Here is a 20,047-nt window from a genome sequence, read left to right on the forward strand (position 1 = left end):
TCACCAGCGACCTCACGCGTCGCGGCGGTTCACCACGATGAGCGCGGCGGCGAACACCACCGCGACGAGCGCGGTGAAGTACGCCAGCGAGCCCGTCGTCCCCCAGTGCCATGCGTAGCCGGGGAAGAGCCACTGCACGTCGAGGAACCGGAACATGTTGGCGAACGGCAGGTACGGCCCGACCTGCGGTCCGCGACCGGGCAGGTTACCCACCAGCGGCTCCACCAGCAGCGGCCACAGCAGCAGCACCGACACCGCGCCGGCGCTGTGCCGCAGCAGTGCCCCCACCCCCACACCGAGGATCGCCGCCAACGCCGCATAGAGCGCGATCGCCGCGACGGTGCGCGCCGCCAGCGGCTCCCGGGCGACCAGAAACGAGCCGATCACCATCAGCGCGGCCGACAGCCCGCAGAACACTGCGGCGACGGCGGCTTTGGCGCACAGCACCACCGACCGGGCGGGTGTGGCCAGAAACGTCGTCGCGATCATCCGGGTGCGGTACTCACCGGTGACCGTCAGCGCGGCGACCACCATCAGCACCGGCACCCCGAAGGCCGCGACACTCAGCGCCGCGGTCCGGGGCTGCATCCCGGCCACGCCCAGGGTGAGCGCCGCGGCCAGCACCACCGACCAGATCGGCGAGCGCAGCGTGGTGATCTTGATGCGCTCGGCGTTCAGCGCGGCCAGCGCCGAGGACGCGGTCACGGCGCCGCCCGGTAGGTGACGTCGCCCGCGGTCGACGACAGGTAGGCCTGTTCCAGCGACGCCTGCTCGAGTCGCAGCTCGTGTACCACGATCGCGTGCCGGGCGGCGAGCTCGCCGACGGCCTCGGTGGTGGCGTGCGCGACGCGCAGCGCCTCGCCGTCGCCGGTCACCGTCATGCCCTCCGCGGTCAGCGCCGCCCGCAGAGCGCCGGCCTGCGGGCTGCGCACCAGCACACCGCCGCCGCCGGAGCGGCCGACGAACTCGCCGACGGTGGTGGACGCGATGAGCTTTCCCCGGCCGATCACCACCAGCCGGTCGGCGGTGTCGGCCATCTCGGAGAGCAGGTGGCTGGAGACGAACACCGTGCGGCCCTCACCGGCCAGCGTCCGCATCAGCGACCGCACCCAGTGGATGCCCTCGGGGTCCAGGCCGTTGACCGGCTCGTCGAACAGCAGCACGGGCGGATCGCCGATCAGCGCCGCGGCGATACCCAGCCGCTGACTCATCCCCAGCGACAGTGCGCCGGCCTTGGTGCCTGCCGCCGGGGTCATTCCGACCATGTCGAGCACCTCGTCGACGCGCCGGGCCGGGATCCGGTTGCTGGCCGCGATCCAGCGCAGATGGTGGCGTGCCGACCGGTTGGGATGCACCTGCCTGGCGTCGAGCAGCGCACCGACGGTCCGCAGCGGGTGGGTGAGGTCCCGGTAGCTGCGGCCGTCGATCCGTGCGGTGCCGGAGGTGGGGCGGTCCAGCCCGAGGATCATCCGCATCGTCGTGGTCTTGCCCGCACCGTTGGGTCCCAGGAACCCGGTCACCACGCCGGGCTCGACCGTGCATGTGAGCCCGTCGACAGCGCGGGTTGCCCCGGAGGTCCCCCTGAATGTTTTGGTGAGCGCGTCGAGTTCGATCATTCGGCGGCCGCCGCCACCACGAGATCGGCCACGGCACGCATCCCGGCCGCGTTCGGGTGCAGCGGCGCCGGCCTGCGCGGCACCGGCCAGCCGAAGCGCGTGGTCCACGGGTCCGCCGACCACCCGTGGTGCGCACGGCTGGCCGCGCCCGCCCGCACCAGCCCGCACCCGGTCGTCGAGGCCGCCTGCGCGGTCAGCCGTTCCAGCTCGAGCGCCAGGTGCCTGCCCAGCGTCGTGTCGTGATCGCTCAGCGGCGACGCGGGCCCGGCCGGCGGCAGCAGCGTCAGGTAGTCCACGAACAGCACGGTGGCCCGTGGTGCCCGCTGCCGCACCGTGCGTCCCACCTCGACGAGCGCCGCCCCGACCTCCTCGAGCGCGACGTAGCGCTCGGCCGGGTTCAGCAGATGGCGGATCCTGCCGCCCAGCAAAGGGATTCGTTGCACGGGGCGAGGCAGGCCCGCCGCGAACAGCATCGGCACATAGCCCACGTCGTTGCCGCCGATGGTGACGGTGACGAGTGACTCGGACCCGTCGAGCGCGTCGACCTGCGGTGCGGCGCCGCGCTGGGTGTCGGTGAGCACGTGAGCGGTGGTCGCCCCCGAGTAGGTGACGTCCACGAGGTCCAGGCCGAGCGCGGCCGCCACCAGGTGCGGGTAGTTGCGCGCCGACCGGCCGGCGGCACGCGGCGAGCCCGCCGCCCTTGGCTGGATCCCCGGCCCGGCGGCCATCGAACTGCCAAGCGCCACATACCTGTTCATAATGCCGGGCTGGAGGCCTGCGCCCAGAACCGCTTCGGGATCCGGCCCGCACGCCGCGCCAGGTAGCCGGCCCGGACCGCGGCCGACATCGCCGAGGCCATCCCCGCCGGGTCGGCGGCGCGGGTGACCGCGGTGGCCAGCAGCACCGCGTCGCATCCGAGTTCCATCGCCAGCGTGGCGTCGCTGGCCGTACCGATCCCGGCGTCCAGGATCACCGGCACGCCGGCCCGGTCCACGATCATCTCGATGTGGTGTGCGTTGGCGATGCCAAGGCCGGTGCCGATCGGCGAGCCCAGCGGCATCACCGCCGCGCACCCGGTGTCCTCCAGTCGGCGCGCCAGCACCGGGTCGTCGTTGGTGTACGGCAGCACGACGAAGCCGTCGTCGACGAGTTGTTCCGCCGCCCTGACCAATTCGATCGCGTCGGGCAGCAACGTCCGCTCGTCGGCGATCACCTCGAGCTTCACCCAGTTGGTCTGCAGCGCTTCGCGCGCGAGCTGCGCGGTCATCACCGCCTCGGCGGCACCCCGGCACCCCGCGGTGTTGGGCAGCGGCGTGATCCCCAGCCGGGTCAGCAGATCGAGGACGCCGGTGCCGCCGTCGGCGTCCACACGGCGCATCGCCACGGTAGTCAGCTCGGTCCCCGACGCGACGAGCGCTTCCTCGAGCACGGCGAGGTTGGCCGCCCCACCGGTGCCGAGGATCAGCCGCGAACCGAACTCGCGGCCGGCGATGCTCAGCTTGCCTGTCGTGTGCTCAACCACCCTGCACCGCCGCCAACACGTCGACCTTCGCTCCGTCGGTCAGCTCGATGTCCCACTCCGAGCGAGGAATCACGGCCCAGTCCACCGCGACCGCGATGCCCTTGACCGGGTAACCGAGCCGGTCCAGCAGCGCGGCGACGGTGATCCGCCCGTCGACCTCGACCGCCTCGTCGTTGACCGTCAGCTTCACGGCGTCACCCCTTCCAGCACCCCCGGCACCGGCGCACCGCGCAGCTCGGCGGCGATCGCCTCCGCGGTCCACGGCGCCAACAGGAATCCCGACCGGCCGTGCCCGGTTGCCACCAGCGTGCGCGCATCGAGCCGGCCGACGAGCGGGACGTTGTCGGCCGTCATGGGGCGCAGCCCGGCCGCGCATTCGGCGAGCTCGTACTCGCCCAGTGCCGGCACCACCGCGCAGGCGTCGTCGAGCAGCTCCCGCACCCCCGTCACCGTGGGGGCGGTGTCGCGGCCGTGTTCGTACTGGGTGGCGCCGACCACGACGCCGTCGCGGCGCGGGACCAGGTAGACCTGCCTGCCGCGCACCCGGGCGCGGATCACCCGCTGCGGGACCGGCAGGCAGCCGCGCCGCCAGCGGAGCCGCAGCACCTCACCCTTGACCGGCCGCACCGGCAGGCCGGGCCACAGCGCGGGCGCGTCGATGCCGTTGGCGATCACGACGGCGTCGGCGTCGGCCACCTCGTTCAAAGCGGCGACCGCCGGCGCCCACTCGACGCCCAGGCGCTCGGCGTGTGCCGCCAGCGCGTCGACCACCGCCCGGTTGTCGACGGCGAGCTCGGTCTGTGCGCGGAAGCCGTGCCGGATGCCCTGGGCGAGAAGGGGTTCGATGTCGCGGGCGGCCGTGGTCGGGGTGACGGGATGACCCTGGGCGGCCAGCCACTCCCCGACCGTCTTCAGGTCGGCGGCGTCGGCCCGGTCGACGGCGACCACCAGCGACTCGCGCGCGGTGACCACCTCGGCCGGGAGGCCGTCGAGAAATCCGCTGTGCCACAGGTCCAGCGACGCCAGCCCGAGCCGCAGGAGCCGTTCCTCCCCGGGCCAGCCCTCGCTGTGCGGGGCGAGCATGCCGCCGGCCACCCAGGACGCGCCCGGTGCCGGGGTGCGGTGCACGCGCACGCGCCAGCCGTCCTGCGCGGCGCGGCGCGCCACGGCGAGTCCGATGACGCCGCCGCCGATGACGGCGAGCCGCTGGGCGGGATCCGGCACTGCTACTCCCTTCGCCGGCATGACCCGGATCAGGTGCGACGGTCAGAGCCGGCGGGCTCACTCTCAGTCCCCGTACCCGGGACTCCCGTGTGGTCGGTGTTGTCGTTCCCAGCCTACGTCCGCCGTCGCGCTACCGTTCGCGGTGTGCGTGACGCCCTGCTGTACCTGTGCACCGACGCCCGCCGGGAGCGCGACGACCTCGCCGAGTTCGCCGATGCCGCGCTGGCCGGCGGAGTCGACATCATCCAGCTCCGCGACAAGGGGTCGGCCGGTGAGCGCGAGTTCGGCCCGCTGGAAGCCCGTGCCGAGTTGGCCGCGCTGGAGGTGCTCGCCGAGGCAGCACGCCGCCACGACGCCCTGATCGCGGTCAACGACCGCGCCGACGTCGCGCGCGCGGCCGGCGCCGACGTGCTGCACCTCGGCCAGGACGACCTGCCGCTGCCGGTCGCCCGGGAGATCTTCACCGGAGTCGTCGGGCGGTCGACCCACGACATCGACCAGGTGCGCGCGGCGATCGCCGGCGACGCCCCCGACGGCCCGGACTACTTCTGCGTCGGCCCGTGCTGGCCCACGCCGACCAAACCGGGCCGGCCCGCACCGGGCCTGGACCTGATCCGCGCGACCTCTGAGTTGACACAAGCGCTGGCGCCGGCCAAGCCCTGGTTCGCGATCGGGGGCATCGACGCGGCCCGGCTGCCCGAGGTCATCGAGGCCGGCGCGCGCCGCGCGGTCGTGGTCCGCGCGATCACGGCGGCCGATGACCCCGAGGCCGCGGCCGAGGAGTTGAAGACGATGCTCAGCTCTGCCCGTTGACCAGCGGCGGGAGCGCCGCGGCCACCTCGCGCAGCCGCGCCCAGCTCGCGGCGAACCCCGGGTGCAGCGGCAGCTCGGCGACTTCGTCCTCGGGCACCCACCGCAGCTCCGCGCTCTCCCGGTTGGGCACCGTCTCGAGCTGATGCTCGGCGTCGGCGATCACGGTCGTGTAGCTCCAGCCGCTCACCTGGGCCGTGACGACCGTGGTCCGCACGATCAGCCGGTGGGCTTGCAGGCCGGCCTCCTCGTGGGCCTCGCGCACCGCCGCCTGCTCCGGGGTCTCGTGGCTGTCGCGGGCGCCGCCCGGCAGACCCCACGTCCCGCCCTGGTGACTCCACGGTGCCCGGTGCTGCAGCAGCACGGCCAGCGAGCCGTCGGACCGGGGGGCTCTCAGCAACAGTCCGGCGGCTCCGTGCCTACCCCAGTAGGCCGCCCCGTCGGCCGATACCACCCAGCCGTCACCGTCGCCGCGCACGCGTCCAGCTTAGGGAACGGATCTCGAAATAGGGCGAGTCGCAGCCGGGAATCCCCACACTCCGGACGAGGAGCTCTTAGAATTCCCTCAGAGAATTGGCGCAGTTAGAGTTGGGCCAGTCGACATGACCGCCGAAGAGAACGAGACCGGGATGAGGTCCGCGCAAACGTGACTGTGGAGTTGGCGCACCCCTCGACGGAGCCTCTTGCGTCGCGGTCGCCGACGGCCACCGCGCATCCCCGGTGGTGGTTCCTGTGGACGACCCCCGGCCGGATCCTGACGATCGGGCTGGTGCTGGCCGCCCTGGTCATCGCCAGCGCGTTCGCCACCTCGACCACGATCAACGACCGTCAACAGGCGCTGACCACCGTGCTCAACCGCACCGAGCCGCTGGCCTTCGCCGCCGGTCAGCTCTACACCACGCTGTCGGTCGCCGACGCCGCCGCCGCAACCGCGTTCATCGCCGGCGCCGAGCCCCGTGCGGTCCGGCAACGCTACGAGCAGGCGATCACGGATGCGGCGGTGGCCGTCGCCCGGGCGTCCAGCGGTCTCACCGACGAGCCGCTGGTGCAGCTACTCGGCCGGATCAACGCCCGGCTGGCCGTCTACACCGGGCTGGTGGAGACGGCGCGGACCAACAACCGCGCCGGCAATCCGGTCGGCTCGTCGTACCTGTCCGAGGCGTCGTCGATGATGCAGCAGCAGATCCTGCCCGACGCCCAACGCCTCTACGAGCAGACCTCGGCGCGCGTCGACGCCGAGACCACCGCCTCGACGCGAATCCCCGGGCCGGTGATCCTGATCGTGCTCAGCACGCTGTTGTTCGGCGCGTTCGCCAACCGGTGGCTGGCCAAACGCACCCGGCGACGGGTCAACATCGGTTTCATCGCCGGCGGCATGGCCGTGCTGATCATGCTGATCTGGGTGGGCACGGCGCTGATCATCTCGACCACCGACAGCCGAAGCGCCAAGGAGACCGCGGCCGAATCCCTCAAGACGGTGACCACGCTGGCGATCACGGCCCAGCAGGCCCGCGCCGACGAGACGCTGTCGCTGATCCGGCGCGGCGACGAGAACGTCCGCAAGCAGTCCTACTACCAGCGCATCGACCAGATGCAGCAGCAGCTGAACCGGTATCTGTCCAACGACAACTCGATCGACAAGACCGGTCTGGCCGACGCGGACGGGCTGCTCAACCGGTGGCGGGCCGCCGACGACCGGATCACCGCCTACATCGCGGTCGGCAACTACCAGGCCGCGACGCAGGTCGCCCTCGGCGTCGGGGAGGACGATGCGACCCCGGCCTTCGACAAGCTGGACGAGGCGCTGACCAACGGCATCGAGCAGAGCCGCGCCCAGCTGCGCAACGAGATCGTCAATGCCCGCCGGGTGCTCTCCGGCGCCACCGTCGGGGCAGCCGCGCTGTCGGTGATGGCGGCGATCGCCGTGGCACTGGGCATCTGGCCCCGGCTGAGTGAGTACCGGTAAGCCATGAGGAAGCGAGCAGCGACCCTGACGGCCATGCTGGCCACGCTGCTGGTGGCGTGCGGCCAGACCGCGTCGGTGGTGCCGACCCCGACCGTCACGCTGGCGCCGCCCTCACCCTCGGGGATGGGCGAGCTGCCGCCCGGTCCGGCCCAGCCTCCGGCCTCGCTCGACGATGATTGCGATCGCACCGCGAGCCTGCGGCCGTTCGACACGAAAGCCGAGGCCGACGCGGCGGTCGCGAACATCAAGGGCCGCGGCCGGCTGATCGTCGGGCTCGACATCGGCAGCAACCTGTTCAGCTTCCGCGACCCGATCAGCGGTGAGATCACCGGCTTCGACGTCGACATCGCCGGCGAGATCGCCCGCGACATCTTCGGGACCCCGTCTCAGGTGGAGTACCGCATCCTGTCGTCGGCCGACCGCATCGCCGCGCTGCGCAACAACGAGGTCGACGTGGTGGTCAAGACGATGACCATCACCTGCGAACGCAAGAAGCTGGTCAATTTCTCCACGGTGTACCTGACCGCGGACCAACGCATCATGGCGCCGCGCGACTCCACGATCCGGCGGTCGTCGGACCTGTCGGGTAAGCGAGTGTGCGTGGCCAAGGGCACCACGTCGCTGCAGCGCATCCAGGAGATCACCCCGCCGCCGATCATCGTCGGCGTGGTGAGCTGGGCGGATTGCCTGGTCGCCGTGCAGCAACGTCAGGTCGACGCGGTCAGCACCGATGACTCGATCCTGGCCGGGCTGGTGTCCCAGGACCCCTACCTGCACATCGTGGGACCGTCGATGAACGAGGAGCCCTACGGCATCGGGATCAACCTGCAGAACACCGGCCTGGTCCGCTACGTCAACGGCACGCTGGAGCGCATCCGCCGCGACGGCACCTGGAACACGCTGTACCGCAAGTGGCTGACCGTGCTCGGGCCGGCGCCGTCCCCACCGGTGGCGAGGTACTCGGACTGATGACCGACGAACACACTGACGATTACGCCGACGACCCCGGGACCCAGCCGGCCAACTTTGACGACCTCGGGATGGACTCGATGTCGACGATGCGGCCGATGGCCACCCAGGCGGTGTTCCGGCCCAACTTCGACGACGACGACGACAGCGACTCGCAGTACCACTCCGGTGACACCGAGCCGCAGGACCAGACGACGACGGTGACCCGCGCCCTGTCCCCGACGCGGCGGCTCGGCGGCGGCCTGGTCGAGATCCCGCGGGTGCCGGCCCGAGATCCGTTAACGGCGTTGATGACCGACCCGGTGGTGACCGAGTCGAAGCGGTTCTGCTGGAACTGCGGCCGGCCGGTGGGCCGGTCGTCGCCGGAGGGCAAGGCGCTGTCGGAAGGCTGGTGCCCGCACTGCGGCAGCGCCTACTCGTTCCTGCCGCAGTTGTCGGCCGGCGACATCATCGCCGACCAGTACGAGATCAAGGGCTGCATCGCCCACGGGGGGCTGGGGTGGGTGTATCTGGCGTTCGACAAGAACGTCAACGACCGGCCGGTGGTGCTCAAGGGTCTGGTGCACTCCGGTGACGCCGAGGCCCAGGCGATCGCGATGGCCGAACGCCAATTCCTGGCCCAGGTCACCCATCCCGGCATCGTGAAGATCTACAACTTCGTCGAGCACGAGGACAAGCACGGCAACCCCGTCGGCTACATCGTCATGGAGTACGTCGGCGGCACGTCCCTCAAGCAGGCGACCCACCTGAGGTCCACCGAGCGCACCCGGCTGCCTGTCGCCGAAGCCATCGGCTTCATGCTCGAGATCCTGCCCGCAATGGGTTATCTGCATTCCATCGGGCTGGTCTACAACGATCTCAAGCCCGAGAACATCATGGTCACCGAGGACCAGCTCAAGCTCATCGACCTCGGCGCGGTGTCGCGCATCAACTCGTTCGGATACCTCTACGGCACACCGGGTTACCAGGCGCCCGAGATCGTGCGGACCGGTCCGACGGTCGCCACCGACGTCTACACGGTGGGCCGCACGCTGGCCTCTCTGACGCTGCGGATGCGGACCCGCCGAGGCCGTTACATCGACGGTCTGCCCGAAGACGACCCGGTGCTCGCCGAATACGACTCGTTCGCCCGACTCCTGCGCCGCGCGATCGACCCGGATCCGCGCAGGCGTTTTCAGAGCGCCGAGGAGATGTCGAGTCAGCTGATGGGCGTGCTGCGCGAGGTGGTCGCGCAGGACACCGGGGTGCCGCGGCCGGGTCTGTCGACGACGTTCAGTCGGTCCCGGTCGACGTTCGGAGTGGATCTGCTCGTCGCCCACACCGACGTCTATCTCGACGGCCAGGTGCATTCGGAGAAGCTGACCGCCCAGGAGATCGTCAAGGCGCTGCAGGTCCCCCTGGTCGACCCGACCGACGTCGGCGCCACCATCTTGTCGGCGACGGTGCTGAGTCAGCCTGTGCAGACGCTGGATTCACTGCGCGCGGCGCGGCACGGGGCGCTGGACTCCGAGGGCATCGACCTGTCGCAGTCGATCGAGCTGCCGCTGATGGAGGTGCGCGCGCTGCTCGATCTCGGCGACGTCGCCAAGGCCACCCGTAAGCTCGACGAGCTCGCGGAACGTGTCGGCTGGCGCTGGCGGCTGGTGTGGTTCCGCGCCGTCGCCGCCCTGCTCACCGCCGACTATGATTCGGCGACAAAGTATTTCACCGAGGTGCTCGACACGCTGCCCGGTGAACTGGCCCCGAAACTGGCCCTGGCGGCCACAGCCGAGCTCGCCGGTGATGCCGACGAGCAGAAGTTCTACAAGACGGTGTGGGGCACCGACAACGGGGTGATCTCGGCGGGCTTCGGCCTGGCCCGCGCCCAGTCCGCCGCCGGCCAGCGCGACGCCGCGGTCCGCACACTCGACGAAGTACCCGCCACCTCACGGCATTTCACGACGGCACGGCTGACCAGTGCGGTCACGCTGCTGTCGGGCCGGTCCACCGGCGAGATCACCGAAGCCCACATCCGCGACGCCGCCCGTCGCGTCGAGGCACTGCCCGACACCGAACCCCGGGTGCTGCAGATCCGCGCGCTGGTGCTCGGCACCGCGATGGACTGGCTCGCCGACCACACCGCCAGCACCAACCACATCCTCGGTTTCCCGTTCACCGAGCACGGTCTGCAGCTCGGGGTGGAGGCGTCGCTGCGCAGCCTGGCCCGGGTGGCGCCCACCCAGGCGCACCGCTACGCACTGGTCGACCTCGCGAACAGCGTGCGACCGATGTCGACATTCTGAGCAAACAACGGAATCCGTTGCCAAACTGTCTATACCTTATGTCGAGGCACCCGCGAGGCGGCACCCCCTGCCAATATTGACGCAGAAGTGCTGGTGAGGACCCATCACTCGGAACTTGATCAAATTATGGTCAAGCTACTGATTCCGTAGTATCGTCTACCCCACGCTTTAAGACCCTAGGGCTCCTTTCCCCTGACGGCATCCTTGCTGAGGGAGGCCTCGATGAGCACACAACGGGTGTTCCGCCCGGACCCGACGTCGTTCGAGCTGCGGGAAGAACACCACCGCGCCACCTTCTCGGCCTGCGAACTGCCGCCGCACACCGTGCTGGTCACCATCCACGGTGAGATCGACGCGACCAACGCCCCGGCACTCGCCCGCTACATCGAGAAGCGGCTCGGTGGTTCCCGCAGGCTGATCCTCGACCTGCAGACCGTGGAGTTCTTCGCCGCGTCCGGTTTCGCCGCGCTGACCAACATCGACGTGGTGTGCACGCGCGCCGGCGTGCGGTGGTCGCTGCTGGCGGGTTCGCATGTGCGGCGGCTCCTGCGCATCTGCGATCCGAAACGCGAACTACCGGTCGCCGCGGCTGCCGCCAAGTACACCCGCACACGCCCGAGCGATCGCAAGCTCCTCGTTGGTGGGAACCACTAGCACCGTCGTCGGCGCCCCCTCGGGCGAGATCCGCCGGGCCGCGCGGCCCGGGCTGTCGTTGAGATGCTCGTCGATCTCGATGCCGAACGCGCCCAGCCCCGACAGTGCGTCGCGGCGAACCAGCGCGTCGTTCTCGCCGACACCGGCGGTGAACGTGATGACGTCGGCGCCGCCGAGCACGGCCAGATACGCACCGATGTACTTGCGGAGTCGGTGGATGTAGACGTCGTAGGCCAGCTGCGCCGCCGCCTCACCGGCGGCGATCCGCTGATGCAGTACTCGGAAGTCGATCTCGCCGCCGAGTCCGCGAACCCCTGAGCGACGGTTCAGCATGGACTCGATGTCCTCGACGCTCATCCCCGCCTCGCGGACCAGATAGGTGAGGATGCCGGGGTCCACGTCCCCGGATCGCGTGCCCATCACCAGTCCCTCCATCGGTGTCAGCCCCATCGACGTCTCGACCGGCCGCCCCCCGACGATGGCCGAGGCCGAGGCTCCGTTGCCCAGGTGCAGCACGATCTGGCGCAGCGACGCGGCCGAGGTTCCCATGAACTCCGCGGCCTGCTCGCTGACGTACTGGTGCGAGGTGCCGTGGAATCCGTAGCGCCGGATGTGCCAGCGCTCGGCGATCTCGCTGTCGATCGCGTACGTGGCCGCGGCCGGCGGCAGGTCGTGGAAGAACGCGGTGTCGAACACCGCGATGTGCGGTAGATCGGGAAGTGCCTCGCGGGCCACCTCGATCCCGAGGATCGCGGGCGGATTGTGCAGGGGCGCCAGCGCCGCCAGGTCTTTGAGCCGAGCGATCAGATCGTCGTCGACGACCGTGGGCCGGTACAGGTCCGGGCCGCCGTGCACGACCCGGTGCCCGACCGCCACCAGACCGAGCTCGTCGAGGTCATGGCCATCGTCGGCGAGGGCACCGAAGACCACCTCAAGCGCGGCCCCGTGATCGGGCACACCGGAGGCGTCCCCGATCCGCTCGACGATCCCGTCGGCCACGGTCGCACCCGATTCCAGTTGAACCACTGAATATTTCACCGAGGATGAGCCGGAGTTGAGCACCAGCACCGACGAGGTCACTGCTTGCGCCCCTGCGCCTGGATCGCGGTGATCGCCACGGTGTTGACGATGTCGGAGACCAGGGCGCCCCGCGACAAGTCGTTGACCGGTTTGTTCAGCCCCTGCAGCACCGGCCCGATCGCGATGGCGCCCGCGCTGCGCTGCACCGCCTTGTAGGTGTTGTTGCCGGTGTTGAGGTCGGGGAAGATCAGCACCGTCGCGTGCCCGGCCACATCGGAGTCGGGCATCTTGGTCGCCGCCACCGACGGCTCCACCGCGGCGTCGTACTGGATCGGACCCTCCACCAGGAGCTCAGGTTCGCGGGAGCGCACCAATTCCGTTGCCTTCCTGACCTTGTCGACGTCGGCGCCGGTCCCCGAAGTTCCCGTGGAGTAGGACAGCATCGCGACCCTGGGTTCGATGCCGAACTGGGCGGCGGTGCGCGCGGAGGAGATCGCGATGTCGGCGAGCTGCTCGGCGGTGGGGTCCGGGACGATCGCGCAGTCGCCGTAGGCGAGTACCTCGTGGGCGAGGCACATGAAGAAGATGCTCGAGACCGTCGAGACATCGGGGAGGGTCTTGATGATCTCGAACGCGGGCCGAACAGTGTGCGCAGTCGTGTGCCTGGCGCCCGACACCATGCCGTCGACCATCTCGTTGTGCACCAGCATCGTGCCGAAATACGAGACGTCGTGCATGGTCTCGCGGGCCTGCTCGACGCTGACGCCCTTGTGTTTGCGCATCTCGGCGTACTGTTCGGCGAACTGATCGCAGAGCTCGCTGCGCTGCGGGTCGAGGATCACCGCGTCCGACAGGTCCACCCCGAGTTCGGCGGCGCGGGCCCGCACCTGCTGCTCCTCGCCGAGGATCGTGAGCTCGGCGACGTTGCGTTTGAGCAGCCGGCCGGCCGCCTTGAGGATGCGGTCGTCGTCGCCTTCGGGCAGCACGATCCGCTTGCGGTCGACCCGGGCCTGATCGATCAACTGGTAGGTGAACATCTGCGGGGTGATCACCGTGGGGATCGGAATGGCCAACTGCGCCAACAGATCCGCGGTGTCTACATAGGTGTCCATCAGCGCCAGCGCGGTGTCGACCTTGCGCGGCGAGTCCGCGGTCATCCGGCCGCGCGTGGCCGCCACCCGGCTCGCGGTCTCGAAGGTGCCGAAGCGGGTCTGCAGGATCGGCAGGCGCAGTCCGAGGCCGGTCACCAGGGCCTCGATCGCGGGGTGCAGCGGCAACCCGCCGTTGAGGATGACGCACGACAGCGACGGAAACCCCTCGGCCGCATGGGCGCTGAGCACGGCCAGCACCACGTCGGAGCGGTCACCGGGGGTGATCACGGCGACGCCCTCGGTCAGCCGTTCCAGCACGTGCTCGGCGGTCATGCCGGCCACCAGCACATCCTCCGCCTCCCGTACCAGCAGCGCCGCATCGCCTTTGAGGACGGTGCCCTCCACGGCGGTCTGCAGTTCGGCGACCGACGGCGCCACGAGCAGCGGCTCCTCCGGGAGCACGTAACTGCGCAGCGGCAGATCGGCCAACGCGGCGCCGACGTCGGCCATCTGCGCCGGGTCACACCGGTTGACCACGACGGCCGCGGTGTGCGCGTGCTGCGCGGCGATCTCGTCCATGCAGAGCTCGACGACCTGCTCGACCTGCGCGGGCGTGCGGTCCTTGGCCTTGACCGCGAGCACGACGGGCGCGCCGAGGTTGGCGGCGATGCGCGCGTTCATCGAGAGCTCGCTGGGGGTGGCGACGTCGGTGTAGTCGCTGCCGACGATCAGCACGGCGTCGCACCGGTCCGCGACGTGATGGAACCGGTCGACGATGTCGGCGAGCGCAGCCTCGGGGTCGTCGTGCAGCTGCTGATAGCTGACGCCGACGCACTCCTCGTACGGCAGATCGGCGGTGGTGTGGGTCAGCAGGAGATCCAGGATGTAGTCGCGGCCCTCGCTGATGCGGGTGATCGGCCGGAACACCCCGACCCGGGCGACGGTCGCGGCGAGCCGGTGCAGGATGCCCAGCGCGATCGTCGACTTTCCGGTGTCCCCCTCGGGCGAGGCGACATAGATCGTGGAGATCGCTGATCGGGGCGCATCGGGCACAACTGGAGAGCCTGCCGCATCGCGCCGCCGAAGGCCAGCGCGGGTGATCCGGCGCGTCAGCTCGCCGTCATGTCGACCGGCAGCCGCAGCGTGGCCAGCAGGCCACGATGGTCGGCGCCGGGCACCGACACCGTCCGCGCCGACGCACCGTCGGCATTCTTGACCAGGATGTGGTCGATCCCGATGAGCGGCAACCACATTCCGCGAGCAGGGTAGGTCCGCGCCAGGCCCGCACCGGCGACGGTGTCGGTGTAGCCGCCGTCCAGCAGCGCACGGAACGGCGCCATGTCGGCGGTCGCGTTGAAGTCGCCGGCGACGATCACCGCACCCGCTCCGGCGGCGCGGCCCACCTCGTCCAACGTGCCGGGCAGCCGCCCGATGTCGGCTCGCCAGTGATCCATCGGCTGGGGCCACGGCGCGGCCAGGTGCACCGAGAGCACCGTGGTGTCGACGACGACGCCGGGGATCCGGATCCGGGTGCCGATCATCGGCAGGGCGTACCCGTCGATGCGGCCCGAGTTGACGATCGGGTGCCTGCTCCAGATCCCGATACCCGACGCCAGCGCCGCCGGCGCGATCACCCGGTACGGGAACGCGGTGTCCATCCCCGCCGTCGACAGTCCGACGGCGGCGTCCTGGGTCATCTCCTGCACCGCGACGATGTCCGCCCCGTCGCGCGCCAGCGCCACGAACTCCTGCGAATCCGCCTGTCCCATACCGAGATTGGTGGTCAGTACCCGGACCTCCACCGACCGGACCGCCGGTGCGCCGGGAACCTGGTAGCGCGGCAGATACACCAGCACCCCCGCGGCGGTGACGGCCACCGCGACCACGACCAGCAGCCAGCGCCGGCCGAGCAGCAGCAGCACCGCCGCGACCGGGGCGGCCAGCGTCAGGTAGGGCGCGGCCGCGGCGACGATCAGCACCGGCTGCGACGGCAGGGGCACGTGGCGGACGCCGAGGCCCACCAGCGCGGCGGCGAGCCCGAGCAGGCCGAGCACCGTCGCGAGAATGCGGATCATCTCGCGGGTATCGGGTGAGTCAGGCCAGGCGCCGCAAGCGGGGTTCGAGGTCGCGCTGGAACAGCTCGAGGAAGCGCTTCTGGTCGTGGCCCGGCGCGTGGAAGACCAGGTGATTGAGGCCGTAGCCGACGTAGTCCTTGACCTTGTCCACGGCCTCGTCGGGATCGGAGGCGACGATCCAGCGCTTGGCGACCTGCTCGATCGGCAGTTCGTCGGCGGCCTTCTCCATCTCCATCGGATCGTCGATCGAGTGCTTCTGCTCGGCGGTCAGCGACAGCGGCGCCCAGAACCGGGTGTTCTCCAGCGCGAGCTCGGGGTCGGTGTCGTAGGAGATCTTGATCTCGATCATCCGGTCGACGTCGTCGGGGTTCTTGCCCGCGGCATCGGCGCCTTCGCGCATCGCCGGGATCAGCTTGTCCTTGTACAGTTCCTCGCCCTTGCCCGAGGTACAGATGAAGCCGTCGCCGGCGCGGCCGGCGTACTTGGCGACCTGCGGGCCACCGGCGGCGATGTAGATCGGGATGCCGCCCTCGGGCACGTCGTAGATCGAGGCGCCCTTGGTCTTGTAGTACTCGCCGTCGAAGTCCACGCGGTCACCGAGCCACAGCTCGCGCATCAGCCGGACCGATTCGCGCAGCCGGGCGTAGCGCTCCTTGAACTCCGGCCACTCGCCCTCGTAGCCGGTGGCGATCTCGTTGAGCGCCTCGCCGGTGCCGACGCCGAGGAAGATGCGGTCGGGGTACAGGCAGCCCATCGTGGCGAAGGCCTGGGCGATGACGGCCGGGTTGTAGCGGAACGTCGGGGTGAGCACCGACGTGCCGAGCACCAGCCGCTTGGTGCGCTCGCCGACCGCGGTCATCCACGCCAGCGAGAACGGCGCATGCCCGCCCTCGTGGCGCCAGGGCTGGAAGTGGTCGCTGACCGTCGCGCTGTCCATGCCGTGTTCCTCGGCCAGCACCGCGAGTTCGACGAGTTCACGGGGCGCGAACTGCTCCGCCGACGCCTTGTAGCCCAGTTTCAGTTCAGCCATACCTATGTTTCTACACTCGCCTGATGCCACCGGTTGTCACGGCCGTCACCGATCGCGTCCACTTCGTCGAGACCGATCTCGTGAACTGGACGCTGGTCGCCGGAGACTCTGGGGCGGTGCTGATCGACGCTGGCTTCCCCGGCAGCCGCGACGACGTGCTCTGGTCGCTCGACCGGCTCGGCTTCGGCCCGGCCGACGTGCAGGCGATCCTGTTGACCCACGCGCACATCGACCACCTGGGCACGGCGATCTGGTTCGCCCGGGCGCACGGCACGCCCGTGTACTGCCACGGCGCCGAGGTGCGCCACTCCCGGCGCGAGTACCTGGAACAGGCCTCGCCGCGCGACGTCGTCGCCCGCGCCTGGCAGCCGAAGTACCTGAGGTGGTCGGCGGCGATCATGCGCAAGGGCGCGCTCACCCACGAGGGCATCCCGACCACGCAGGCGCTGACCGATGAGGTCGCCGCCGGGCTGCCCGGCGCGCCGCTGGCGATCGCCACACCGGGGCACACGGGCGGGCACTGCTCGTATCTGGTGGACGGGGTGCTCGTCAGCGGCGACGCGTTGATCACCGACCATCCCGTCGCATCCCGGCCCGGGCCGCAGCTGCTGCCGTCGATCTTCAACAACGACGAGGAAGCGTGCCTGCGCAGCCTGGACACGCTGGCGGCCGTCGAGGCCGAGGTGATGCTGCCCGGGCACGGACCGCTGTGGCGCGGCCGGGTGGCCGAGGCGATCCGGGCGGCTCAGACCAGGGTGTCGTAGCCCAGCAGGAAGATCGCGGTCAGCGCCAGACCGCAGGCGACGACGATCGAGGGCATCAGGATCATCGTGTCGAGTTCGTCATCGTTGAGCACGTCGTCGTCGAATCGGCCGAACAGCACCCGGGCGATACCGGTGCGCCGGAAGGCGTGCACGAGCCGGCGGACGCCCTTGGTGTAGCGGCGGCGGCCGATGAACACGCGGGACAGGCCGCCGAGGCCGAAGATCAATGCGGCAGCGGCCAGCATCAACCATCCCACGGTCGCCTGCGACACATCGGCAAGCCTATCGGGCCGTGTCTGCCAGCACCTTCAGGAAGGCGACGGAGTAGACCTCGCCCTCGGCGGGCAGGGGCTCGTCGAGGCGGGTGTAGCCCATCGAGAGGTAGAGCGCTTCGGCTTCGGGTTGGCGGTCGCCGGTGGTCAGGTAGATCCGCTCGTAGCCGCGGGCGGCGATCTCGGCCTCCAGCCGGGCGACCAGTGTCTTGGCGTGGCCGCGGCGCCGGTGCCGGCTGTCGGTCCAGATGCGTTTCAGCTCGGCGGTGTCGGCGTCGAAGCGCCGGAAGGCGCCGCCGGTGACCGGTTTTCCGTCGAGCAGCCCGATGAGCAGGCCGCCGGCGGGCGGCTCGAACTCGGCGGCCGGGTAGCCGCGCAGCCACGCGTGCACCCGGTCGCGCAGGCCGCCGTACCGCTCGGCGTACTCGACGGCGAGTTCGTCGATCAGGGGCGCGGCGAGCGGGTCGTCCTGGTGGACGGCCACGAACGACACCTCACCGACGCCTGACACGGTCCACCAATTGATCCGCGGTGACCGCCCAGCCGTGGTCGTGGTCGGCGAATCCCTCGGCAGGCAGCAGCGAGTGTTCGATCGACATCAGCGTCTCGCTTTCGCCATGCGGCTCGAACGCCACGTCGACGATGCTCGTCGCCGTCGGATCGGCCCAGCCGGAGTGACTCCAGGTGAATCGCAGCCGGTGCGGTCGGTCGATGTCGAGGAACTGTCCGGTGATCAGAACGAGGCGGCCGGAGTCGTCGACGTCGAACCGGACGCGACCGCCGACCTGCGCCTCGACGGTGACCGCGACGCACCGCGAAGGCCGCGGGCACATCCACTCGGCGAGGGCATCGGGGTCGAGCCACTCGTCGAACACCACCTCGGGCACGGCGGGCAGAACGCGGCGCACCCGCACGACGGGATCGGTCATCGGGGTGTGGCTTTGCGGCGCAGGCGCTCGGACAGTGCGTCGGCACGCGCCGACCAGAAGTCGCTCTGCTCGTCGATCCATTGGCGCGCGGGCGACAAGCCGTCGGGTTGCAGTGACAGCCAGTGTTCGCGGCCGCGGACCTCGCGGCGCACCAGGCCGGCCGATTCCAGCACGCCGACGTGGCGGGAGACGCCGGCGAAGCTCATCGTCAGCGGCGCGGCGAGATCGGTGATGCGCGCATCGCCGTCGCGCAACGCCTCCAGCAGTCGCCGGCGGGTCGGATCCGAGAGCGCGGCGTACGCCCGGTCCAGCGTCGGATCTTCAACCATTCTGTTGACTATAGCGGTGCGGAGTGGTGTGCTGAAGCTCGCAACATTCAACGCTTGTGTTGAACTTCTTCGACGGAAGGGAGTACCGATGGATCCCCGCATCGTGTCGGCGCAGGAGTGGGAGACGGCGTTGGCCGACATGCTGGTTCAGGAGAAGGAGTTCACGCGGGCGCGCGATGCGCTGGCGGCGACGCGGCGGCGGATGCCGTGGACGCCAGTGCAGAAGACGTACCGGTTCGAGGGGCCCGATGGGCCGGCCACGTTGCTCGACCTGTTCGACGGGCGCCGTCAGCTGATCGTGTACCGGGCGTTCATGGATCCCGGCGTCGGCGGCTGGCCGGATCGCGGCTGTGTGGGGTGTTCGCTGATGGCCGACCACATCGGAAACCTGTCGCACCTGAACGCCCGCGACACCACGCTCGTCTACGTATCCCGCGGCCCGCAGTCGGACATCGCCCGCATCAAGTCGACGATGGGCTGGAACATGCCTTGGTACACCATGATTCCCAGTGAGGATGGCATGTTCGACGTCGACTTCGGTGTCGACGAGTGGCATGGCACCAACGCGTTCATCCGCCGGCCGGGTTCCGGTGCCGACGAGATCTTCCGCACCTACTTCATCAACAACCGCGGCGACGAGACGTTCGTCAACACCTGGAACTTCCTTGACATCACCGCCCTGGGTCGCCAGGAGACCTGGGAGGACTCGCCGCCGGGATACCCCCAGACGGCGCCTTATCAATGGTGGCGACATCACGACCTGTACCCGTAGGCCATCAGAACGGTGGTGGGTCGTCGCCGTAGTCGGGTGGCGGTGACGGCAAACTGCCCTACCGGAAACGCCTCGCCCCCGAAATGCGGAATGCGACTCTTCAGGAGGCCAGACTTCGGGACAATTCCGCCATGCCAGGCCGCTCTTTCGACGATGCAAGTCTGTTTCATAGAGCGATGCGTGGTGTTGCCGCCACGAAAGCGGGCCGCGTGTTGTTCAAGCCGACAGCTCACAGGCTAGATCAGCTGGTCAGTGAGTTGACCGGCGGCAAGCATAGTTTCGCCGGAATCGCGGCCGGCCTGCCGACGGTCATCCTCACCACCACCGGTGCCAAGTCGGGGAAGCCCCGGACCGTGGCACTGTTGGGCATTCCACATCTCGACGGTGTAGCCGTAGTGGCGGCTAACTACGGCGATGCCAGACACCCCGGCTGGTACCACAACCTCAAAGCAAATCCAGCGGCAACGGTGACGATCGAGGGCGACACGTGGTGCGCCACCGCCCGCATCGCCACTCCCGGCGAACGTGAAGAGATATGGAAAAAGGGCGTCGAACTGTACCCCGGTCTGACCAAAGAACAGGAGTGGGCGGGCAACCGGCAGATCGAGGCCTTCATCTTGAAGTGGTGCTGAGGAGGTTCGGCGGATGGCAACGGTATTCCAGTGACGATTCAGGGCTGGTGCCGTTGCTTTTCGGCCTCTGGGCAGGACTAGACAATGAAG

23 protein-coding genes and 1 riboswitch are annotated in these 20,047 nt (G+C 69.9%); of the genes, 8 read left to right on the forward strand and 15 right to left on the reverse strand.

Annotated features, from left to right (window positions below; translation table 11 throughout):
* Nucleotides 1-12 precede the first annotated feature (12 nt).
* From G6N45_RS01870 to thiO, 6 genes are all read right to left on the reverse strand, one after another.
* Nucleotides 13-705, reverse strand: a complete 693-nt coding sequence (locus G6N45_RS01870; RefSeq protein ID WP_163720171.1) for an ABC transporter permease — start codon at nt 703-705, stop codon at nt 13-15.
* Complete coding sequence (locus G6N45_RS01875; RefSeq protein ID WP_163720172.1) at nt 702-1,616, reverse strand: ABC transporter ATP-binding protein; 915 nt, start codon at nt 1,614-1,616, stop codon at nt 702-704. The genes G6N45_RS01870 and G6N45_RS01875 overlap by 4 nt, the downstream gene beginning before the upstream one ends.
* The gene (locus G6N45_RS01880; RefSeq protein ID WP_163720173.1) at nt 1,613-2,374 is read right to left on the reverse strand and encodes an SGNH/GDSL hydrolase family protein; all 762 of its coding nucleotides are present in this window, start codon (nt 2,372-2,374) and stop codon (nt 1,613-1,615) included. Before G6N45_RS01880 ends, G6N45_RS01875 begins: the two co-directional genes overlap by 4 nt.
* Nucleotides 2,371-3,138, reverse strand: a complete 768-nt coding sequence (thiG, locus tag G6N45_RS01885; protein ID WP_163720174.1) for a thiazole synthase — start codon at nt 3,136-3,138, stop codon at nt 2,371-2,373. The genes G6N45_RS01880 and thiG overlap by 4 nt, the downstream gene beginning before the upstream one ends.
* The gene (gene thiS, locus G6N45_RS01890) at nt 3,131-3,328 is read right to left on the reverse strand and encodes a sulfur carrier protein ThiS (protein ID WP_163720175.1); all 198 of its coding nucleotides are present in this window, start codon (nt 3,326-3,328) and stop codon (nt 3,131-3,133) included. Before thiS ends, thiG begins: the two co-directional genes overlap by 8 nt.
* Nucleotides 3,325-4,362, reverse strand: coding sequence for a glycine oxidase ThiO (gene thiO, locus G6N45_RS01895; protein ID WP_246228842.1), 1,038 nt, complete (start codon nt 4,360-4,362; stop codon nt 3,325-3,327). The genes thiS and thiO overlap by 4 nt, the downstream gene beginning before the upstream one ends.
* Nucleotides 4,352-4,461: riboswitch (TPP riboswitch) on the reverse strand. Its footprint overlaps the gene before it by 11 nt.
* Nucleotides 4,462-4,506: 45 nt before the next feature.
* Between thiO and thiE the strand changes: the two genes are divergently transcribed.
* Complete coding sequence (gene thiE, locus G6N45_RS01900) at nt 4,507-5,175, forward strand: thiamine phosphate synthase (protein WP_163720177.1); 669 nt, start codon at nt 4,507-4,509, stop codon at nt 5,173-5,175.
* Here the strand turns inward: thiE and G6N45_RS01905 are convergent.
* Nucleotides 5,159-5,650: an NUDIX hydrolase gene (locus G6N45_RS01905; RefSeq protein WP_163720178.1), complete on the reverse strand. Its 492-nt coding sequence runs from the start codon at nt 5,648-5,650 to the stop codon at nt 5,159-5,161. The two genes, thiE and G6N45_RS01905, sit on opposite strands and share 17 nt — an antisense overlap.
* 168 nt (nt 5,651-5,818) lie before the next feature.
* Here G6N45_RS01905 and glnX point away from each other — a divergent pair, with 168 nt between their 5' ends.
* The 4 genes from glnX (at nt 5,819) to G6N45_RS01925 (ending at nt 11,043) form a co-directional block, all read left to right on the forward strand.
* Nucleotides 5,819-7,138 (forward strand): protein kinase G-activating protein GlnX, encoded by a 1,320-nt coding sequence (glnX, locus tag G6N45_RS01910; protein ID WP_163720179.1) that lies wholly within the window; start codon nt 5,819-5,821, stop codon nt 7,136-7,138.
* 3 nt (nt 7,139-7,141) lie between these two features.
* Entirely contained in the window at nt 7,142-8,107 is a 966-nt protein-coding gene (locus tag G6N45_RS01915) for a glutamate ABC transporter substrate-binding protein (protein WP_057150331.1), read from the forward strand.
* A complete protein-coding gene (locus tag G6N45_RS01920; protein WP_163727598.1) occupies nt 8,107-10,389 on the forward strand; it encodes a serine/threonine-protein kinase PknG in 2,283 nt (760 codons plus the stop codon). The genes G6N45_RS01915 and G6N45_RS01920 overlap by 1 nt, the downstream gene beginning before the upstream one ends.
* A 222-nt stretch (nt 10,390-10,611) precedes the next feature.
* Nucleotides 10,612-11,043, forward strand: coding sequence for an STAS domain-containing protein (locus G6N45_RS01925; protein WP_163720180.1), 432 nt, complete (start codon nt 10,612-10,614; stop codon nt 11,041-11,043).
* Here G6N45_RS01925 and G6N45_RS01930 read toward each other — a convergent pair.
* From G6N45_RS01930 to fgd, 4 genes are read right to left on the reverse strand one after another with little or no spacing between them, the layout of a single operon-like run.
* Entirely contained in the window at nt 10,963-12,123 is a 1,161-nt protein-coding gene (locus tag G6N45_RS01930; RefSeq protein ID WP_163720181.1) for an acetate kinase, read from the reverse strand. The genes G6N45_RS01925 and G6N45_RS01930 overlap by 81 nt on opposite strands.
* Nucleotides 12,120-14,207, reverse strand: a complete 2,088-nt coding sequence (gene pta, locus G6N45_RS01935) for a phosphate acetyltransferase (protein ID WP_163720182.1) — start codon at nt 14,205-14,207, stop codon at nt 12,120-12,122. Before pta ends, G6N45_RS01930 begins: the two co-directional genes overlap by 4 nt.
* Nucleotides 14,208-14,263: 56 nt before the next feature.
* The gene (locus G6N45_RS01940) at nt 14,264-15,229 is read right to left on the reverse strand and encodes an endonuclease/exonuclease/phosphatase family protein (protein WP_163720183.1); all 966 of its coding nucleotides are present in this window, start codon (nt 15,227-15,229) and stop codon (nt 14,264-14,266) included.
* A gap of 19 nt (nt 15,230-15,248) precedes the next feature.
* Nucleotides 15,249-16,259, reverse strand: a complete 1,011-nt coding sequence (gene fgd, locus G6N45_RS01945; protein WP_163720184.1) for a glucose-6-phosphate dehydrogenase (coenzyme-F420) — start codon at nt 16,257-16,259, stop codon at nt 15,249-15,251.
* A 23-nt stretch (nt 16,260-16,282) separates the two neighbouring features.
* On the opposite strand from fgd, the gene G6N45_RS01950 reads away from it, so the two are divergent.
* The gene (locus G6N45_RS01950; RefSeq protein ID WP_163720185.1) at nt 16,283-17,023 is read left to right on the forward strand and encodes an MBL fold metallo-hydrolase; all 741 of its coding nucleotides are present in this window, start codon (nt 16,283-16,285) and stop codon (nt 17,021-17,023) included.
* On the opposite strand, the gene G6N45_RS01955 is transcribed toward G6N45_RS01950, so the two are convergent.
* The 4 genes from G6N45_RS01955 to G6N45_RS01970 are packed head-to-tail and all read right to left on the reverse strand — an operon-like array spanning nt 17,005 to nt 18,553.
* A complete protein-coding gene (locus tag G6N45_RS01955; RefSeq protein ID WP_048470673.1) occupies nt 17,005-17,268 on the reverse strand; it encodes a hypothetical protein in 264 nt (87 codons plus the stop codon). The genes G6N45_RS01950 and G6N45_RS01955 overlap by 19 nt on opposite strands.
* Nucleotides 17,269-17,305: 37 nt before the next feature.
* Nucleotides 17,306-17,779, reverse strand: coding sequence for a GNAT family N-acetyltransferase (locus G6N45_RS01960; protein WP_246228843.1), 474 nt, complete (start codon nt 17,777-17,779; stop codon nt 17,306-17,308).
* A 10-nt stretch (nt 17,780-17,789) separates the two neighbouring features.
* A complete protein-coding gene (locus G6N45_RS01965; RefSeq protein ID WP_163720187.1) occupies nt 17,790-18,224 on the reverse strand; it encodes an SRPBCC family protein in 435 nt (144 codons plus the stop codon).
* A complete protein-coding gene (locus G6N45_RS01970; RefSeq protein ID WP_163720188.1) occupies nt 18,221-18,553 on the reverse strand; it encodes an ArsR/SmtB family transcription factor in 333 nt (110 codons plus the stop codon). Before G6N45_RS01970 ends, G6N45_RS01965 begins: the two co-directional genes overlap by 4 nt.
* 88 nt (nt 18,554-18,641) lie before the next feature.
* Here G6N45_RS01970 and G6N45_RS01975 point away from each other — a divergent pair, with 88 nt between their 5' ends.
* A complete protein-coding gene (locus G6N45_RS01975; protein WP_163720189.1) occupies nt 18,642-19,325 on the forward strand; it encodes a DUF899 domain-containing protein in 684 nt (227 codons plus the stop codon).
* A 131-nt stretch (nt 19,326-19,456) separates the two neighbouring features.
* The gene (locus G6N45_RS01980; protein WP_163720190.1) at nt 19,457-19,957 is read left to right on the forward strand and encodes a nitroreductase family deazaflavin-dependent oxidoreductase; all 501 of its coding nucleotides are present in this window, start codon (nt 19,457-19,459) and stop codon (nt 19,955-19,957) included.
* Nucleotides 19,958-20,047 lie beyond the last annotated feature (90 nt).

The sequence above is a fragment of the Mycolicibacterium psychrotolerans genome (assembly GCF_010729305.1).
GTDB lineage: Bacteria > Actinomycetota > Actinomycetes > Mycobacteriales > Mycobacteriaceae > Mycobacterium > Mycobacterium psychrotolerans.

Excerpts from the sequence above, each read along its gene's own strand:
- G6N45_RS01875 (WP_163720172.1), bottom strand. The coding sequence starts at position 1,616 with ATGATCGAACTCGACGCGCTCACCAAAACATTCAGGGGGACCTCCGGG.
- G6N45_RS01880 (WP_163720173.1), bottom strand. The coding sequence starts at position 2,374 with ATGAACAGGTATGTGGCGCTTGGCAGTTCGATGGCCGCCGGGCCGGGG.
- G6N45_RS01915 (WP_057150331.1), top strand. The coding sequence starts at position 7,142 with ATGAGGAAGCGAGCAGCGACCCTGACGGCCATGCTGGCCACGCTGCTG.
- G6N45_RS01920 (WP_163727598.1), top strand. The coding sequence starts at position 8,107 with ATGACCGACGAACACACTGACGATTACGCCGACGACCCCGGGACCCAG.
- G6N45_RS01925 (WP_163720180.1), top strand. The coding sequence starts at position 10,612 with ATGAGCACACAACGGGTGTTCCGCCCGGACCCGACGTCGTTCGAGCTG.
- G6N45_RS01940 (WP_163720183.1), bottom strand. The coding sequence starts at position 15,229 with ATGATCCGCATTCTCGCGACGGTGCTCGGCCTGCTCGGGCTCGCCGCC.
- fgd (WP_163720184.1), bottom strand. The coding sequence starts at position 16,259 with ATGGCTGAACTGAAACTGGGCTACAAGGCGTCGGCGGAGCAGTTCGCG.
- G6N45_RS01950 (WP_163720185.1), top strand. The coding sequence starts at position 16,283 with ATGCCACCGGTTGTCACGGCCGTCACCGATCGCGTCCACTTCGTCGAG.
- G6N45_RS01955 (WP_048470673.1), bottom strand. The coding sequence starts at position 17,268 with ATGCTGGCCGCTGCCGCATTGATCTTCGGCCTCGGCGGCCTGTCCCGC.
- G6N45_RS01965 (WP_163720187.1), bottom strand. The coding sequence starts at position 18,224 with ATGACCGATCCCGTCGTGCGGGTGCGCCGCGTTCTGCCCGCCGTGCCC.
- G6N45_RS01970 (WP_163720188.1), bottom strand. The coding sequence starts at position 18,553 with ATGGTTGAAGATCCGACGCTGGACCGGGCGTACGCCGCGCTCTCGGAT.
- G6N45_RS01975 (WP_163720189.1), top strand. The coding sequence starts at position 18,642 with ATGGATCCCCGCATCGTGTCGGCGCAGGAGTGGGAGACGGCGTTGGCC.
- G6N45_RS01980 (WP_163720190.1), top strand. The coding sequence starts at position 19,457 with ATGCCAGGCCGCTCTTTCGACGATGCAAGTCTGTTTCATAGAGCGATG.